Genomic DNA, 14,797 nt, shown 5'->3' with positions numbered 1-14,797 from the left:
TTTTTTTATTACACTGGCGCAAGATGATTATTCCCCTGAGCTACAGCACAAGCGCGTTTCAGCATTGTTAATGACTGCTGGATCTCATGTTAATGCCAATGCTCAGGCACTCAGAATCTGTGGAGCTATTATGAATCCTGCAATGTTACGCGTAACAAATCGCATTATCGAGCGTTCAAAAGAAACCCGAAGTGCCTACCTCGCCCGCATTCATCAGGCAAAGTCTGACACGGTCCAGCGCTCCCGCCTGGCATGCGGTAACCTGGCGCACGGTTTTGCGGCCTGCCAGCCAGAGGACAAAGCCTCGCTTAAAAGCATGCTGCGTAACAATATCGGGATTATTACCTCCTACAATGACATGCTCTCAGCGCATCAGCCCTACGAGCGCTACCCGGATGTTATCCGTAAAGCGCTGCATGGCGTGAATGCCGTGGCGCAGGTCGCCGGTGGCGTGCCTGCCATGTGCGACGGCGTGACCCAGGGTCAGGACGGCATGGAGCTTTCCCTGCTCAGCCGTGAAGTCATCGCCATGTCAGCGGCAGTGGGGCTGTCTCACAACATGTTTGACGGCGCGCTGTACCTCGGCGTGTGCGACAAAATTGTCCCGGGTCTGGCGATGGCGGCGCTGTCGTTTGGCCACCTGCCGTCCATTTTCATTCCGTCTGGCCCGATGGCCAGTGGCCTGGCAAACAAAGAGAAAGTGCGTATTCGTCAGCTGTATGCGGAAGGCAAAGTTGACCGCATGGCTTTACTCGAATCCGAAGCTGCGTCCTATCATGCGCCTGGCACCTGCACCTTCTACGGCACAGCCAACACCAATCAGATGGTGATTGAGTTTATGGGCATGCAGCTGCCGGGCTCCTCCTTCGTTCACCCGGACGCGCCATTGCGTGATGTGCTGACCGCCGCGGCGGCCCGCCAGGTCACCCGTCTGACCGGAAACGGCAACGAGTGGATGCCGCTGGGTAAAATGTTTGACGAAAAAGTGGTGGTCAACGGCATCGTGGCGCTGCTGGCAACCGGTGGCTCCACCAACCACACTATGCACCTGGTGGCGATGGCTAGGGCGGCGGGCATTATCATCGACTGGGATGATTTCTCTGAGCTTTCAGAAGTGGTGCCGCTGATGGCGCGTCTCTATCCGAACGGCCCGGCAGATATTAACCACTTCCAGGCGGCGGGCGGCGTGCCGGTGCTGATCCGCGAACTGCTGAAAGGTGGGCTGCTGCATGAAGACGTTGAAACCGTCGCAGGTCATGGTCTGCACCGCTACACGATGGAACCGTGGCTGAACAACGGCGAGCTGGACTGGCGCGAAGGGGCGCAGAAGTCACTGGATGAGGCCGTCATCGCCTGCATCGAGAAACCATTCTCCCACCACGGCGGCACCAAAGTGCTGAGCGGGAACCTGGGCCGTGCGGTGATGAAAACCTCCGCTGTGCCGGTGGAAAACCAGATTATTGAAGCGCCAGCCGTGGTGTTTGAGAGCCAGCACGACGTCTTACCGGCGTTCGAAGCGGGCCTGCTGGACAAAGATTGCGTCGTGGTCGTGCGCCTTCAGGGGCCAAAAGCGAACGGCATGCCAGAATTACATAAACTTATGCCGCCATTAGGTGTATTATTGGACCGCTGTTTCAAAATTGCGCTGGTGACCGACGGACGCCTCTCAGGTGCATCCGGTAAAGTACCGTCTGCAATCCACGTCACGCCTGAAGCGTACGACGGCGGGCTGCTGGCAAAAGTACACGATGGCGACATGATTCGCGTGAACGGCCAGACCGGCGAGCTGACGCTGCTGGTGGATGAGGCCGAACTGGCCGCACGTAAGCCGCATCTGCCGGATCTCAGCGCATCACGCGTTGGAACAGGGCGAGAACTGTTTAGTGCGCTACGCGAGAAGCTTTCTGGTGCTGAGCAGGGCGCGACCTGCATCACCTTTTAACACGACAAGATTACTCATTCTGGCGAGAGAAAAACTCTGATGAAAAACTGGAAAACAAGTGCAGAAGCAATCCTGACCAACGGCCCGGTTGTCCCGGTTATCGTGGTGAACAAACTGGAACACGCTGTGCCGATGGCCAAAGCGCTGGTTGCTGGTGGCGTACGCGTCCTGGAAGTGACCCTGCGTACTGCCTGTGCAATGGACGCTATCCGCGCTATCGCCAAAGAAGTGCCGGACGCTATCGTCGGTGCAGGCACCGTGACCAACGTGCAGCAGCTGAAAGAAGTGACCGAAGCGGGCGCACAGTTTGCTATCAGCCCGGGCCTGACTGAGCCACTGCTTAAAGCGGCGACCGAAGGCACCATTCCGCTGATCCCAGGTATCAGCACCGTATCTGAACTGATGCTCGGCATGGACTACGGCCTGAAAGAGTTCAAATTCTTCCCGGCGGAAGCTAACGGCGGCACCAAAGCGCTGCAGGCGATCGCGGGCCCGTTCGCCCACATTCGTTTCTGCCCAACCGGCGGTATCTCTCCGGCCAACTACCGTGACTACCTGGCGCTGAAAAGCGTGCTGTGTATCGGCGGCTCCTGGCTGGTACCGGCGGATGCGCTGGAATCCGGCGATTACGACCGCATCACCAAAATCGCTCGCGAAGCGGTGGAAGGCGCAAGGTAAACTGCAAAAACCTTCTTTTTAGGAAGGTTTTTTAGTGTTTGCACCCTCTCCCGTGGGAGAGGGTATCAAACGGCATCGAACTCTGATAAGCCCGCACTGTCTGGCCCGGTAAGCGTATACGTCACCGGGCTTTTTTATGCCTTCACGCTGACCGCGTCAGCCGCCACTTTTGCACGTTCTACCGCCGTTTCCACATCGTCTGCCACGGCTAACGCCACGCCTAAACGACGGGTACCGTCGATCTCTGGTTTACCGAACAAACGAAGCTGCACGCCTGCGCCCACGACGGCATTGAGATTGCCGAACTGCACGTTGGTGCTTGTCAGCTGCGGCAGGATCACCGCCGAAGCGGAAGGGCCGTACTGGCGGATGGCACCGACAGGCAGACCGAGAAAAGCGCGAACGTGCAGTGCGAACTCGGAGAGATCCTGCGAAATCAGCGTCACCATGCCGGTGTCGTGTGGGCGAGGGGAGACTTCGCTGAAAATCACTTCATCACCACAGACGAACAGCTCCACGCCAAACAGCCCGTAGCCTCCGAGCGCCAGCACCACGTCGCGGGCAATGGCCTCGGCACGCTCCTGCGCCAGCGCACTCATCTGCTGCGGCTGCCAGGACTCACGGTAGTCGCCGTCTTCCTGTCGGTGGCCAATCGGGGCGCAGAAATGGACGCCATCTGCTGCGCTGACGGTGAGCAGCGTGATTTCAAAATCAAAATTTACCACGCCTTCGACAATCACTCGCCCGGCGCCTGCGCGACCACCCTGCTGGGCATACTGCCAGGCATCGGCTAATTGTGCTTCGCTGCGGATAAAGCTCTGGCCCTTGCCGGAGGAGCTCATCACCGGTTTGACGATGCACGGCAGGCCGATTTCTGCGACGGCCTGACGGAAATTGTCTTCGCCATCGGCAAAGCGGTAGCTGGACGTCGGAAGTTTCAGCTCTTCTGCGGCAAGACGACGAATGCCTTCGCGGTTCATTGTGAGCTTTGTGGCGCGGGCACAGGGCACAACGCGCTGCCCGGACTGCTCAAGCTCAATCAGCATATCGGTGGCGATGGCTTCAATTTCCGGCACGATATAGTCAGGCTTTTCCCGTTCAACCAGGGCTTTAAGCGCCTGTCCATCCAGCATATTGATGACGTGGCTGCGGTGCGCCACGTGCATTGCCGGGGCGTCCGCATAGCGATCGACGGCAATCACTTCGATCCCTAAGCGCTGACATTCAATTGCGACCTCTTTTCCCAGCTCGCCAGAGCCTAATAACATCACGCGTGTTGCTGCCGGACGCAGCGCGGTGCCAAGTACAGTCATCACAAAATTCCACAGTAAAAAAGTGGCCGTCAGTATATACGAAAACGTTTGCGTCTGTCTTGCAGGTAAAAATGGCTGACGGCATTCGCTGATTTGCGCATCTTTATCCTGCACAGACATTTCCTGACATCGCCTCGCTTAGGCTGAACAAATTAATCACTGTGCCGCGAGGGTAAAATGGCAAACTGGCTCAATCAACTTCAGTCAATGCTCGGTCAGGCGTCCGCTAAGTCATCGGGTGAGCAGGGGCTCAGCAAAATGCTGGTACCGGGGGCGCTCGGCGGTCTTGCCGGGCTGCTGGTTGCCAGCAAATCTTCCCGCAAGCTGCTGGCGAAATACGGCACCGGGGCGCTGCTTGTCGGTGGCGGCGCGGTGGCAGGCAGTGTGTTGTGGAACAAATACAAAGACAAAGTTCTCACCGCACATCAGAACGAACCTGAATACGGTCAGCATACGAGCCCCGTGGATGTGCGCACCGAACGTTTAATCCTGGCGCTGGTTTTTGCGGCAAAAAGCGACGGGCATATCGATGACAAAGAGCGGGCGGTAATCGACCAGCAGCTTCGCGAGGCGGGCGTGGAGGCACAGGGGCGGCAGCTGGTGGATAAAGCGATAGCTCAGCCTCTGGACCCTCAACTGCTTGCCAAAGGTGTCCGAAACGAGGAGGAAGCCCTGGAACTTTATTTCCTGAGCTGTGCGGCGATCGATGTCGATCATTTTATGGAACGCAGTTATCTGAATGCGCTGGGCGATGCACTGGCGATCCCACAGGACGTGCGCGACGGCATTGAGGCCGATTTAAAGGCGCAAAAACAGGCACTTTAACCGCAACATCGCATGTTTCGCTTGCATCGTTCTGCACATTTGCCACCCTTAGGGGAGGTAATTTGCAGAAGAACAACGACATGCCACCAAAAGCAAAACGTATCCCCCACGCCATGACGCTTCATGGCGATACCCGCATCGACAACTATTACTGGCTGCGTGACGACGAACGCACGCAGCCTGCCGTGCTCGATTATCTCAAACAGGAAAACGACTATGGTCGCGAGGTGATGGCTTCGCAGCGTAGTTTGCAGGATAAGGTACTGAAGGAGATTGTTGACCGCATCCCGCAGCGCGAGGTGTCCGCCCCGTACAGCAAAAACGGCTATCGTTACCGGCAGATCTACGAACCGGGCTGTGAATATGCCGTTTATCAGCGTCAGTCGGTGCAAAAAGAGGCGTGGGATGAGTGGGAGCTGCTGCTGGACGGCAACGAGCGTGCGGCCCACAGCGAGTTTTATACCCTCGGTGGCCTCGGCATTTCTCCTGACAATAAACGGATGGCGCTGACGGAAGATTATCTCTCCCGCCGTCAGTATGCCCTGCGTATTCGTCATCTGGAAAACGCCAACTGGTATCCTGAAGTGCTTGAGAACGTTGAGCCAGGCTTTGTGTGGGGCAACGATTCGCATACGCTTTATTACGTGCGCAAACACCCGACAACACTGCTGCCGTATCAGGTCTGGCGGCACACTGTCGGGAGTGCTGTCACGGAGGATGAACTGGTATACGAGGAGCGGGACGATACGTTCTACGTCAGCCTGCATAAGACCAGTTCAAAGCACTACATCACTATTCATCTGGAGAGCGCCACAACCAGCGAAGTGCTGCTGCTGGATGCCGAACTTCCGGACGCACAGCCGCTGTGCTTCCTGCCTCGTCGTAAAGATCATGAATATAGCCTCGACCACTTCCAGAATAATTTTTACCTGCGTTCGAACCGTGAAGGGAAAAACTTTGGCCTGTACCGCACGCCCGTCCGTGATGAAAGCCGATGGGAAGCGTTGATCCCTCCGCGTGACGAAGTGATGCTGGAAGGCTTCACGCTGTTTACCGACTGGCTGGTGGTGGAGGAACGTCAGCACGGCCTGACCAGCCTGCGGCAGATCAACCGTAAAACCCGCGAATCTACCGGTATCGCCTTTGATGACCCGGCGTATGTCACCTGGCTCTCCTACAATCCTGAGCCCGACACAGCGCGTCTGCGTTATGGCTACTCGTCGATGACGACGCCGGACACGCTCTTTGAGCTGAATATGGATACCGGCGAGCGAACGGTGCTCAAACAGCAGGAAGTGCAGGGGTTTGATGCCAGCCGCTACCGCAGCGAGCATCTGTGGATCACAGCGCGCGACGGCGTAGAGGTGCCCGTGTCGCTGGTTTATCACCGCGAACATTTCCGCAAAGGTAACAACCCGCTGCTGGTTTATGGGTATGGATCTTATGGCGCCAGTATGGATGCCGATTTCAGCAGCAGCCGTCTGAGCCTGCTCGACAGGGGCTTTGTGTTTGCCATCGCCCATATTCGCGGCGGCGGTGAACTGGGACAACAGTGGTACGAAGACGGAAAATTTTTGCTGAAGAAAAATACCTTCAACGACTACCTCGATGTCTGCGATGTGCTGCTGGCTCAGGGGTATGGCAACCCGACACTGTGTTACGGCATGGGCGGCAGCGCCGGTGGCATGCTAATGGGTTCCGTGATCAATGCGCGACCGGCGTTGTTCCACGGCATTGTTGCCCAGGTGCCGTTTGTCGATGTGCTGACCACGATGCTGGATGAATCCATCCCGTTGACCACCGGGGAGTTTGAGGAGTGGGGGAACCCTCAGGAGCCTGAGTATTACCACTATATGAAAAGCTACAGCCCCTACGACAACGTGGAGTCGAAAGCGTATCCGCATTTGCTGGTCACAACGGGTTTACACGATTCTCAGGTGCAGTACTGGGAACCGGCGAAATGGGTGGCGAAGCTGCGTGAGCTGAAAACCGACGACAACCTGTTGCTGCTTTGCACCGACATGGATTCCGGGCACGGAGGAAAATCAGGACGTTTTAAAAGCTATGAAGGCGTGGCGCTGGAGTACACGTTTCTGATTGCGCTGGCCCAGGGCACGCTGCCGGGCCAGGCGCCGCGATAGCTATTCGCCCAGCCAGTGCTTAAGCGTCAGGCGCAGCTCCGGGCTCATTGAGTTAAGATTATTAAACAGCCAGCGGAGGTAGCCGGGATCTTTCTCGGCAATCTCTGCCACCGGTTTTCCGCGGTACTTACCAAAGGTGAAGGTGGTCATTAAGGCCGGACGGCCGGTAATGTCGGCCATCTGATCGGCGTTCCAGCCGGAGACGCTCATGATATCAATCAGCAGGGCGGCAGTGATGTAGCAGTCGTATAACGCACGGTGATGATGCAGGCCGGGCGGTGTCGCGACGCTGAGCTTGCGGGACTTATACAGCGCCATATTGCTGTATTTGATGCCCGGCCACAGGCGGCGGGCAAGCTTCATGGTACAAATCCACTCGCCGTTCATTTCAGGCAGCACCCGGCGGTCAAAGCTGGCGTTGTGCGCCACGTACCACGCGCTGCCCTGATAACAAGGCACCACGTCCTCAATCCAGGGTTTGTCGGCGACCATCTCTTCCGTAATGCGATGGATGGCCATTGCCTGCGGGCTGATTGGCCTGTCGGGTCGGACCAGGTGGCTCATGGGATTCGTTATCTTGCCGTCAACAATGTCGACTGAGGCGATTTCAACCACGCCTCCCTGTAAATCGCAGGTTTCCGTATCGATAACGCGTAACATGGTGCTCTCCCGGCTGAAAAGAGGCAGGTTATGCGTCGCAGAGGCTTTCGTCAATGGCGTAAAGGCTTTCCCGCATTGGAATGATCTCGCCTTCCCAGCCGCCTTCGTATTTGCGTCCGGTCAACAGCAGTTCGCCAGCGTCTGCGCGGACGATAAGCTGCCCGTGCTCATCCCAGAGCGCGCTGCCGCCTGCATAATTGGACTTCAGCACGGCGATGGCATACTTATGCGCCAGCCGCTGCAGTTGCTGCACGGATTGCTGCTGCTGAAATTCGTGGGTACAGGTGCCGGTTGCCAGCAGTGAGGCGTCAGGATCGAGTTCGCTGCCTTCATCTTCTGGTGCAAGAGTGCTGATATGGCGGGCCTGTGGCGTCAGACAGATGCCTGTTCCCTGGTAAAGGGTGAATGGCGACGTTAGGCCCGGCATGAAAATTGCCACGCCTTTTTGACTCACGCCGTTATGTTCAACCGGTAGCCCGGCGACAATCGTCATCCCGTGGCGGCAAGCAGCAAAGCTCAGGGGCTGGAGCAGGTCGTTATCGGGCGGCGGCGGAAGTGGTGCGGGGATATCCGGACCGGTCAATGACAGTTCCGGAAAGACAATCAGCTGACACTTAAGTTTTGATGCGGCTTCGATAAAACGTAAATGATGGGCAATATTTTCCGCAACGTTCCTGTTGCGGGCCTTGTACTGTGCTGCAGCAATAGTCCATGCGGGCATAGTGGCTTCCTTACACTTTTCCCCGACTCAGCGTCCGTGAGTCACACTTAAGAATTTTCCAACAACCATTAAGAAGTGTAGCAGGGTGAGTGTAAGGAAGTGTAACGCCCGGTAAGAGTTATTTGGGCTTGGGTTCGTACGGCAGGCGAGACAGATTTACCGATGCCAGCCGGTGAGCAATCAGCCGCTCGCGAAACCAGTCACGCAGATGGGCGGGCTGTTCGCGCTCAACCACTTCGGCGACGATTGGCATGTTGTAGCGCTCTTTAAAAGCGACCCCGGCGGCGGCTAAATCGACGTTGACCTTGTCCATCTCGTCCTGGGGGATTTTTGCCAGATTGGTTTGCATTACGGACTCCTTCAGATATCGCGGCTGAAAGTACTAAGCGCGTCGCGAAAAAGCAAGCGCTGAGGCCTGGAATCTCGACGTCTTCATTATAGGGCGTTATCCTTTGCGCCAGATAAATAACAAAAGGGAATAAAGAGAATGAAACTTTACGCCTCCCGCGCGCTGCGCGTCGGTATTTTGCTCACCAGCGTATTCACGACTTCCGCCGTATTCGCTCACGCTCATCTCAAAAATCAGACCCCGGCCGCCGACGCGCAGGTCACCGCGGTGCCTCAGGCGCTAACGCTGAACTTCTCCGAAGGTGTTGAAGTGAAATTCAGCGGTGTGACAGTGACAGGCCCACAGCAGACGCAAATTCCTGTTGGCGCCGTCAAACTCAACGAGAAAGACAATACTCAGCTTATCGCGCCGCTGGAGCAGCCTCTTAAGTCCGGTGATTACACAGTGGACTGGCACGTGGTGTCCGTTGATGGGCACAAAACCAAAGGCCAGTACCATTTCAGCGTGAAATAACCATGCTGGCGTCGGTTTATGTCGCGCTGCGCTGCCTGCACTTTGTCGCCATCATGCTGTCCTTCGGCATTGTGCTATACGGTGCCTGGTGGGCAATACCCTCGCTGCGTCGCCTGATGATGCAACGTTTTCTGCCCGTGCTGCGTGGGGCGCTGCTGATTAACGCCTTCTCCGCCACGCTGATGCTGATGTTGCAGGGTGGGCTGATGGGCAACGGCTGGCCTGATGTGGTTCAGCCGGATATCTGGCTTGCCGTGCTGGAGACGCGCTTTGGCAGCGTGTGGCTCTGGCAGATTCTGCTGACGTGGACTGCGTTGCTGGTGGCCGTCATCCGGCCAGCGCGACTGGCTCCGTTGCTGCTTATCCTGTGCGTCGCTCAGTTTATGCTGATGGCAGGCGTGGGGCATGCCGCAATGCGGGAGGGCATCATGGGCGTTTTGCAGCGCAGCAATCATGCGATACATCTGTTATGCGCGGGTGCCTGGTTTGGCGGGCTGCTGCCGTTTCTCTATTGCCTGCGGCTGGCGCAGGGGCACTGGCGAAGCCCGGCGATTCACACCATGATGCGCTATTCCCGTTATGGCCACGTGGCGGTAGCGGGCGTGGTGCTGAGCGGGATCGCGAATGCGTGGTTGGTTCAGGGTCAGCTTATCGCCGACTCCGGGTATGGCCAGTTGCTGTTGGTGAAATGTGCGCTGGTGGCGCTGATGGTGGCAATCGCGCTGGTGAACAGGTATGTTCTGGTGCCGCGGATGACGGCAGAGCGGCAGCGGGTTCAGATGTTGTTTCTGCGTACCACCCAACTGGAAATTATTTTAGGGGCTCTGGTTTTAGCGTCAGTCAGCTTGTTCGCAACCTGGGAACCGTTTTGAATTAAGTGGCGATATCATGAAAAAACTCGTTCTATCAATGCTGTTTTTAGCAACATCCGGAAATGTCCTGGCGGCACCGCAGGTGATTACCGTCAGCCGTTTTGAAATTGGCAAAGCTCAGTGGGCGTTTAATCGTGAAGAGGTGATGCTGACCTGCCGCCCGGGGAACGCGCTGTATGCGATCAACCCGAGTACGCTGGTGCAGTATCCGCTTAACGCCGTTGCAGAGCAGGAAGTGAAAGAGGGCAAAACCACGGCTCAGCCGATTTCGGTGATTCAGGTTGATGACCCGGCCCATCCGGGGCAAAAGATGAGCCTCGAGCCGTTTATCAGTCGCGCAGAGAAACTCTGTTAACCGAAGCGTTAACCTGCTGACTGGCAATAAAAAACCGCAACGTTTTCGGCTGAAAACCTGCGGTTTTTGCGTTTTGTGACGCTTTGCTCACGGTTTTTTTCTGACCACTTTCGTCGCGGACTGGAAAACCTGGCATGCTCATCTATTCTTAAAGGGCAAGGCGACTTTAGCCTGCATTAATGCCAACTTTTAGCGCACGGCTCTCTCCCAAGAGCCATTTCCCTGGACCGAATACAGGAATCGTATTCGGTCTCTTTTTATCTGTAAGCCATATCAGCGACTTACAGATGCCACCCCGAAAATTTCCCACACTTTCACGAGCGGCCTGACTGCTGTTATATCACATCAATATCGTTCTTAACATTTTTTTTACACCAAAAATGGAGATCAGCACGAAATGGATCGGGGGCAACATTCGCATGTCCTTGATCGGCCTGATACTGGCTGTACCAGGCCCAGTGGTATGGGGGCGGAATGAGCCTGTGGGTACTGATAAGCTATTACCTGCGATCAACTACATCGTAAACGAGTATCTATTCTGTAACTGATTTATCGGCTGAAATTGCCGATTTGTGCTATGCTCCGACCATTCAAAAGTTAATGGTGCCAGGCTGATGTTTGTTGCTAAATTTTTAAATTGGGATGAGTGCTCGCAAAAAGAATATGAGGACGCTTGTTTGGCATATGGCTATAACTGTGAGTCATCACCTGAATTTCTTTCTTTCATGATCCGTAATGGTGCTCCCTTAAAATTCTACGCATACAAAAAGAAGGGGCAATTACAAGGTTCTGTTTGCGTTGACGGGGGATGGATTGCTAATGATGTTAAAAACAATAATAGATCAATTAAAACGCTCCCTATCCCAAAATATTCCATTTACCTGCCCGTAAATGAAAGCATAAACAATATCTTAATACCGTTTAAATCAAAATGCGTGCATCATCTGCAGCGTAACAAATTTTCTAATGTTTCTTACCGCTTATTCAACGATCGCAATGCGGCTATGTCAAAGGATCTGGGCTCTGATTTTTCTAAGAAAACAATCAGTACCAGGGAAAGAGAGGCCCGCAAATTTTTAAGCAGCGGTGGGTCTTTTGTTGATGTTAAAGAACTGAATCCTTCTGATATTTTTGATATTTACAATTCGCTATATTTTTTACGCCGGGGAGTGGAAACCAGCGATCGAGAAATAAACAAAAAATTCTTTCTGGAATTTCATAAGAACCTGAAGGGAGAAATAATGTTTATTAATGATGAGCCGCTGGCGATTCAACTTATTTTGGCTGTGAAAAGCAAGGCAGGTTTTTTTGCCGATTATATTAACGTCGGCTACAAGCAGGATTCGGCTATTAAGTCAGTAGGGACTATTTTGATGTGGAATAATTTAAAATGTCTGAATGATGAGGCCGAGGCTGAAAAATTGCCATTGCATTATTCCTATGGATTTATGTCCGGCGAGTATAAAGAAAGATGGTGCAACCCTGAAAAAGTAGGGCGCGTTATTATTCCGTGAAGACATTTTTGGCAATGCAAAAAAAAATCCCCTTCACTTCGCAGGGTAAAGGGGATAAAACTTGCAATGAATATTATTCGGACTCACTTTGGCGATTTACAGGGATATGCAGTGCCGCCAGTGGTTGGCCTGAAAGTTGCGCGTCCAGAGAATGGAGTCAGTCAGACCTGAAACGAAACCTGAAGAAGCGTGACGTTTCGCGAGTAATAGTAGGGAATGCGTGGCGAGCCTTCAAACAACAACTTGTTTATTTTTGAATATGTTAAGGCAACATTATTCCGGTGTAACGATATCGGGATACAACAGCGTTTCAAGGTAGCTGACCAGGGCCCAGATTTGATCGCTCAGAATAAACCAGATGCTGAAGCACAAAATCACCAGCACCAGTAATATGAGAAGAATTTCAGTTTTGCTCATAGTCAAGCGCTGCCGTCGCTGAAGAGTCAAGGAGTTAACAGGATGATAGCGGAACATCCTCGACGGCTGCAAACGCATCATGCGTTAGCATCTACCCGACGGCGGGGCAGATGCCGTATTCCGATATCAGGATTGCGGAAAGAGGGCCCGGAACTGTTCGGCCATCCCATCCAACAGGGCGAAACGGCGACGGTATTCCGCCCGTTTCTTGCTCGCAATCTCTTCAATGGACTTTCGTTCCTGCTGAAGCGGTAATTGCCAGCGGAAGTCGCTGGTTTTCCTACCGTCAATCGAAGCCCAAAACTCATCATAGCTGGCATGGAAATGTCGGCCTTTGCTGAAGCGATAGCGCAGGGCGCGGAACACATGGCCCTGATCGCTGACGCCAGAAAGGGTGGTGATTCCACATTCAGTGGCCATCAGGCCAAAAAATTCCACCAGGATTCTCTTAGGGAACAGCCCGTAGCAGGCGCGAGTGGCTGTTTTGATAGCGTCATGCGAAACGGTACGACGAGGGCCTTGCAGCCCGCCCACGATAAGCTCCCGGCCGTCAGGCGTGCGTTTGACGCTGAAGGTGGCGCTGGCAAGCACGGTGTCATCTTCGCTACAAAACCAAAGCGTACTTTCACCTTCACGCTCCGCCTTACTTGCGCAGGAGGCGTACAGCGTGAATTTGGCGTCATCTTTGCCGCTGAAGGTCAGCAGCGGCGTCGGCTCCGTGGCCGTCAAAGCAGCGGCAAGCAGCGGACTTTTCAGTGAATCAATGAACTGATAGTGACCAACAATCGCCTCGGCACGCTGTGTGGAGGAGAGACCGCGGGCAAGATACTGGCGATGCGTTTTGCTCGGCAAGGTCACCTGGGCATTCAGCAGGCGCATAAAATCGGGTCGCTGGCCAAGGTTGTCGAGCATCAGTCGGGTAGAGCGATAGAAAATCAGCGTGCGCAGCAAGAATTTCAGACGGTAATCTGCTTTCTTCCAGATAGGTGCCGGAGCCAGTTCGCCAGTAACCAGTTCGGAAATAATCTTAGCCCGTGGTGCGGGCGTAATTAGGGTGTGCAGGGAGTTGTCCGTCACGATAATAGCCTCATTCTATATATGTGAATATTCTAGCGACAGATATGGCGGAACTTAATGCAGCTGCGATATTTATTGCTGGCGTGTTTAGGGTTGATTTAAGTTTACAGAAAATACCGACGACCGCTTTTTTCGCCCTCTATAATTACATGCAGGGGGAAATTATGTATCAGCGCGTGGACGGTAATTCGTGGCAGCATATCTGGCTGACGGGCGACCTGCATGGTTGCTTCGCACTGCTGATGTCCGCGTTGAAGGCCCGGCAGTTCAATCCGTATAAGGATTTGCTGATTTCAGTGGGTGACCTGATAGATCGTGGCCCGGACAGTCTGAAGTGTCTTGAACTCCTCGATGAAAAATGGGTGCTGGCCATCCGCGGGAACCATGAACAAATGGCAATGGACGCACTGACGCATCAGCAGCTGTCGCTCTGGGGGCTTAACGGTGGTGAGTGGTTTGAACACTGCCCGGCGTCTGAACGGGCGTCGGCGAGAAGGTTGTTAGAAGCCTGCCAGGCGTTGCCGTTTATTATTGAGGTCCTGACCGGGGAGGGGACGCACGTCATCGCTCATGCAGATTATCCGGCGTCGCACTATCGCTGGCAGCAGGCCGTTGACTGGCATCGGGTGCTCTGGGACAGGCAGCGCCTGAGCGATCACCTTGCGGGTCAACACAATTCCATTGATGGCGCCGATCACTTCTGGTTCGGCCACACGCCCCTCAAGCGCCGATATGATGCGCTGAATCAGCACTATATCGACACTGGCGCGGTTTTTGGTGGGACGCTAACGCTGGTTCAGCTGCAATAATTATAAATCGCTGTAGGCCTGAGCGGGCCGCCAGAACCCATCAATAAAATCTTCCACCGGAAAGCAACCGCCATAGCGAATACGTTGGTCATTCATGGCGCGCACGCATTGCGGTTCAGTGTTATAGACGTCCACGACAATGTCTTCACAGCCTCCGTCGAGATAACAGATAAATAGCACCAGAGCGAACATGACTTCCCCACACCTGAAGAGCGTATCTTAAGTGTAAGAGAGATAAGCGAAACGGGAAATAATTAACCCGCCTGCGGGCGGGTTACGTTGGTATCAGGCTAAGCGCATGACCCAGGCGTCGGACTGACGATCGTAATGCTGGCGGTAAAGGACGGAGTGTTCGCCATCGAGAATGGCGGGCACGCTGGTTTCGGCATCCCATGCATCAAGCTGCATGCACAAATCAGGATCGGATTTACAGGGAATGCTTAACGTTCGCTCCCCTTGCTGCTCACCGTGCAGCTCGGCGTCGTCAATTTCGAACGCGCCGATTCGTACGCTGGTTTTGGTCATAATGCTCTCCGGTTGTCTGCTCTGTTGTGGTACGACCAGTTAGGTCACCCATTTTTCAGCGTAGACAACGGCGAGCATTTTGCCAG

The 14,797-nt window shown here is 54.5% G+C and carries 17 protein-coding genes; 9 read left to right on the top strand and 8 right to left on the bottom strand.

Annotated features, from left to right (window positions below; all coding sequences use genetic code 11):
- Positions 1 to 130: 130 nt before the first annotated feature.
- Entirely contained in the window at positions 131 to 1,942 is a 1,812-nt protein-coding gene (gene edd / locus CRO87_RS15410) for a phosphogluconate dehydratase (RefSeq protein WP_097163822.1), read from the top strand.
- Positions 1,943 to 1,981: 39 nt separating this feature from the next.
- The gene (locus CRO87_RS15405; RefSeq protein ID WP_097163821.1) at positions 1,982 to 2,620 is read left to right on the top strand and encodes a bifunctional 4-hydroxy-2-oxoglutarate aldolase/2-dehydro-3-deoxy-phosphogluconate aldolase; all 639 of its coding nucleotides are present in this window, start codon (positions 1,982 to 1,984) and stop codon (positions 2,618 to 2,620) included.
- Between the two features lie 134 nt (positions 2,621 to 2,754).
- Here the strand turns inward: CRO87_RS15405 and purT are convergent, their stop codons facing one another.
- Positions 2,755 to 3,933 carry a formate-dependent phosphoribosylglycinamide formyltransferase gene (gene purT / locus CRO87_RS15400; protein ID WP_097163893.1) on the bottom strand — a complete coding sequence of 393 codons (1,179 nt, stop codon included), beginning with the start codon at positions 3,931 to 3,933 and terminating at the stop codon, positions 2,755 to 2,757.
- A gap of 177 nt (positions 3,934 to 4,110) precedes the next feature.
- Between purT and CRO87_RS15395 the strand changes: the two genes are divergently transcribed.
- Both CRO87_RS15395 and ptrB read left to right on the top strand, forming a co-directional pair.
- Complete coding sequence (locus CRO87_RS15395) at positions 4,111 to 4,758, top strand: tellurite resistance TerB family protein (protein WP_097163820.1); 648 nt, start codon at positions 4,111 to 4,113, stop codon at positions 4,756 to 4,758.
- 80 nt (positions 4,759 to 4,838) lie between these two features.
- The gene (gene ptrB / locus CRO87_RS15390; protein WP_097163819.1) at positions 4,839 to 6,899 is read left to right on the top strand and encodes an oligopeptidase B; all 2,061 of its coding nucleotides are present in this window, start codon (positions 4,839 to 4,841) and stop codon (positions 6,897 to 6,899) included.
- Here the strand turns inward: ptrB and exoX are convergent, their stop codons facing one another.
- From exoX to CRO87_RS15375, 3 genes are all read right to left on the bottom strand, one after another.
- On the bottom strand, positions 6,900 to 7,559 hold the full coding sequence (gene exoX / locus CRO87_RS15385) for an exodeoxyribonuclease X (protein ID WP_097163818.1): 660 nt from the start codon (positions 7,557 to 7,559) through the stop codon (positions 6,900 to 6,902).
- Between the two features lie 28 nt (positions 7,560 to 7,587).
- Positions 7,588 to 8,280: a nitrilase-related carbon-nitrogen hydrolase gene (locus tag CRO87_RS15380; RefSeq protein ID WP_097163817.1), complete on the bottom strand. Its 693-nt coding sequence runs from the start codon at positions 8,278 to 8,280 to the stop codon at positions 7,588 to 7,590.
- 118 nt (positions 8,281 to 8,398) lie between these two features.
- Positions 8,399 to 8,629: a DNA polymerase III subunit theta gene (locus CRO87_RS15375; RefSeq protein WP_097163816.1), complete on the bottom strand. Its 231-nt coding sequence runs from the start codon at positions 8,627 to 8,629 to the stop codon at positions 8,399 to 8,401.
- 138 nt (positions 8,630 to 8,767) lie between these two features.
- Here CRO87_RS15375 and yobA point away from each other — a divergent pair, with 138 nt between their 5' ends.
- The 4 genes from yobA (at position 8,768) to CRO87_RS15355 (ending at position 11,883) form a co-directional block, all read left to right on the top strand.
- Positions 8,768 to 9,142, top strand: coding sequence for a CopC domain-containing protein YobA (yobA, locus tag CRO87_RS15370; protein WP_097163815.1), 375 nt, complete (start codon positions 8,768 to 8,770; stop codon positions 9,140 to 9,142).
- Between the two features lie 2 nt (positions 9,143 to 9,144).
- The gene (copD, locus tag CRO87_RS15365) at positions 9,145 to 10,014 is read left to right on the top strand and encodes a copper homeostasis membrane protein CopD (protein ID WP_097163814.1); all 870 of its coding nucleotides are present in this window, start codon (positions 9,145 to 9,147) and stop codon (positions 10,012 to 10,014) included.
- 16 nt (positions 10,015 to 10,030) lie between these two features.
- Entirely contained in the window at positions 10,031 to 10,369 is a 339-nt protein-coding gene (locus CRO87_RS15360; protein ID WP_176504321.1) for a YebY family protein, read from the top strand.
- Between the two features lie 614 nt (positions 10,370 to 10,983).
- Positions 10,984 to 11,883 (top strand): transcriptional regulator, encoded by a 900-nt coding sequence (locus CRO87_RS15355; protein WP_097163812.1) that lies wholly within the window; start codon positions 10,984 to 10,986, stop codon positions 11,881 to 11,883.
- 273 nt (positions 11,884 to 12,156) lie between these two features.
- On the opposite strand, the gene CRO87_RS22725 is transcribed toward CRO87_RS15355, so the two are convergent.
- Complete coding sequence (locus tag CRO87_RS22725) at positions 12,157 to 12,300, bottom strand: Ecr family regulatory small membrane protein (RefSeq protein WP_176504320.1); 144 nt, start codon at positions 12,298 to 12,300, stop codon at positions 12,157 to 12,159.
- 126 nt (positions 12,301 to 12,426) lie between these two features.
- Complete coding sequence (locus tag CRO87_RS15350) at positions 12,427 to 13,377, bottom strand: VirK/YbjX family protein (protein ID WP_097163811.1); 951 nt, start codon at positions 13,375 to 13,377, stop codon at positions 12,427 to 12,429.
- A gap of 149 nt (positions 13,378 to 13,526) precedes the next feature.
- On the opposite strand from CRO87_RS15350, the gene pphA reads away from it, so the two are divergent.
- Positions 13,527 to 14,186: a protein-serine/threonine phosphatase gene (pphA, locus tag CRO87_RS15345; protein WP_255252512.1), complete on the top strand. Its 660-nt coding sequence runs from the start codon at positions 13,527 to 13,529 to the stop codon at positions 14,184 to 14,186.
- On the opposite strand, the gene CRO87_RS15340 is transcribed toward pphA, so the two are convergent.
- Together CRO87_RS15340 and CRO87_RS15335 are read right to left on the bottom strand one after the other, a co-directional pair.
- The gene (locus CRO87_RS15340; protein WP_097163809.1) at positions 14,187 to 14,378 is read right to left on the bottom strand and encodes a YebW family protein; all 192 of its coding nucleotides are present in this window, start codon (positions 14,376 to 14,378) and stop codon (positions 14,187 to 14,189) included.
- Between the two features lie 93 nt (positions 14,379 to 14,471).
- On the bottom strand, positions 14,472 to 14,711 hold the full coding sequence (locus CRO87_RS15335) for a YebV family protein (protein WP_097163808.1): 240 nt from the start codon (positions 14,709 to 14,711) through the stop codon (positions 14,472 to 14,474).
- Between the last annotated feature and the right edge of the window lie 86 nt (positions 14,712 to 14,797).

Origin of the sequence: Enterobacter sp. CC120223-11 (genome assembly GCF_900215375.1) — a bacterium.
GTDB lineage: Bacteria > Pseudomonadota > Gammaproteobacteria > Enterobacterales > Enterobacteriaceae > Scandinavium.
This window is presented reverse-complemented; position numbering and strand designations above follow the sequence as displayed.

What these genes read in the sequence shown, in the direction of transcription:
- edd (WP_097163822.1), top strand. Translation starts at nt 131, where the DNA reads ATGAATCCTGCAATGTTACGCGTAACAAATCGCATTATCGAGCGTTCA.
- CRO87_RS15380 (WP_097163817.1), bottom strand. Translation starts at nt 8,280, where the DNA reads ATGCCCGCATGGACTATTGCTGCAGCACAGTACAAGGCCCGCAACAGG.
- yobA (WP_097163815.1), top strand. Translation starts at nt 8,768, where the DNA reads ATGAAACTTTACGCCTCCCGCGCGCTGCGCGTCGGTATTTTGCTCACC.
- ptrB (WP_097163819.1), top strand. Translation starts at nt 4,839, where the DNA reads ATGCCACCAAAAGCAAAACGTATCCCCCACGCCATGACGCTTCATGGC.
- CRO87_RS15360 (WP_176504321.1), top strand. Translation starts at nt 10,031, where the DNA reads ATGAAAAAACTCGTTCTATCAATGCTGTTTTTAGCAACATCCGGAAAT.
- purT (WP_097163893.1), bottom strand. Translation starts at nt 3,933, where the DNA reads ATGACTGTACTTGGCACCGCGCTGCGTCCGGCAGCAACACGCGTGATG.
- pphA (WP_255252512.1), top strand. Translation starts at nt 13,527, where the DNA reads ATGCAGGGGGAAATTATGTATCAGCGCGTGGACGGTAATTCGTGGCAG.
- copD (WP_097163814.1), top strand. Translation starts at nt 9,145, where the DNA reads ATGCTGGCGTCGGTTTATGTCGCGCTGCGCTGCCTGCACTTTGTCGCC.
- CRO87_RS15375 (WP_097163816.1), bottom strand. Translation starts at nt 8,629, where the DNA reads ATGCAAACCAATCTGGCAAAAATCCCCCAGGACGAGATGGACAAGGTC.
- exoX (WP_097163818.1), bottom strand. Translation starts at nt 7,559, where the DNA reads ATGTTACGCGTTATCGATACGGAAACCTGCGATTTACAGGGAGGCGTG.
- CRO87_RS15405 (WP_097163821.1), top strand. Translation starts at nt 1,982, where the DNA reads ATGAAAAACTGGAAAACAAGTGCAGAAGCAATCCTGACCAACGGCCCG.
- CRO87_RS15395 (WP_097163820.1), top strand. Translation starts at nt 4,111, where the DNA reads ATGGCAAACTGGCTCAATCAACTTCAGTCAATGCTCGGTCAGGCGTCC.
- CRO87_RS15355 (WP_097163812.1), top strand. Translation starts at nt 10,984, where the DNA reads ATGTTTGTTGCTAAATTTTTAAATTGGGATGAGTGCTCGCAAAAAGAA.
- CRO87_RS15335 (WP_097163808.1), bottom strand. Translation starts at nt 14,711, where the DNA reads ATGACCAAAACCAGCGTACGAATCGGCGCGTTCGAAATTGACGACGCC.
- CRO87_RS15340 (WP_097163809.1), bottom strand. Translation starts at nt 14,378, where the DNA reads ATGTTCGCTCTGGTGCTATTTATCTGTTATCTCGACGGAGGCTGTGAA.
- CRO87_RS22725 (WP_176504320.1), bottom strand. Translation starts at nt 12,300, where the DNA reads ATGAGCAAAACTGAAATTCTTCTCATATTACTGGTGCTGGTGATTTTG.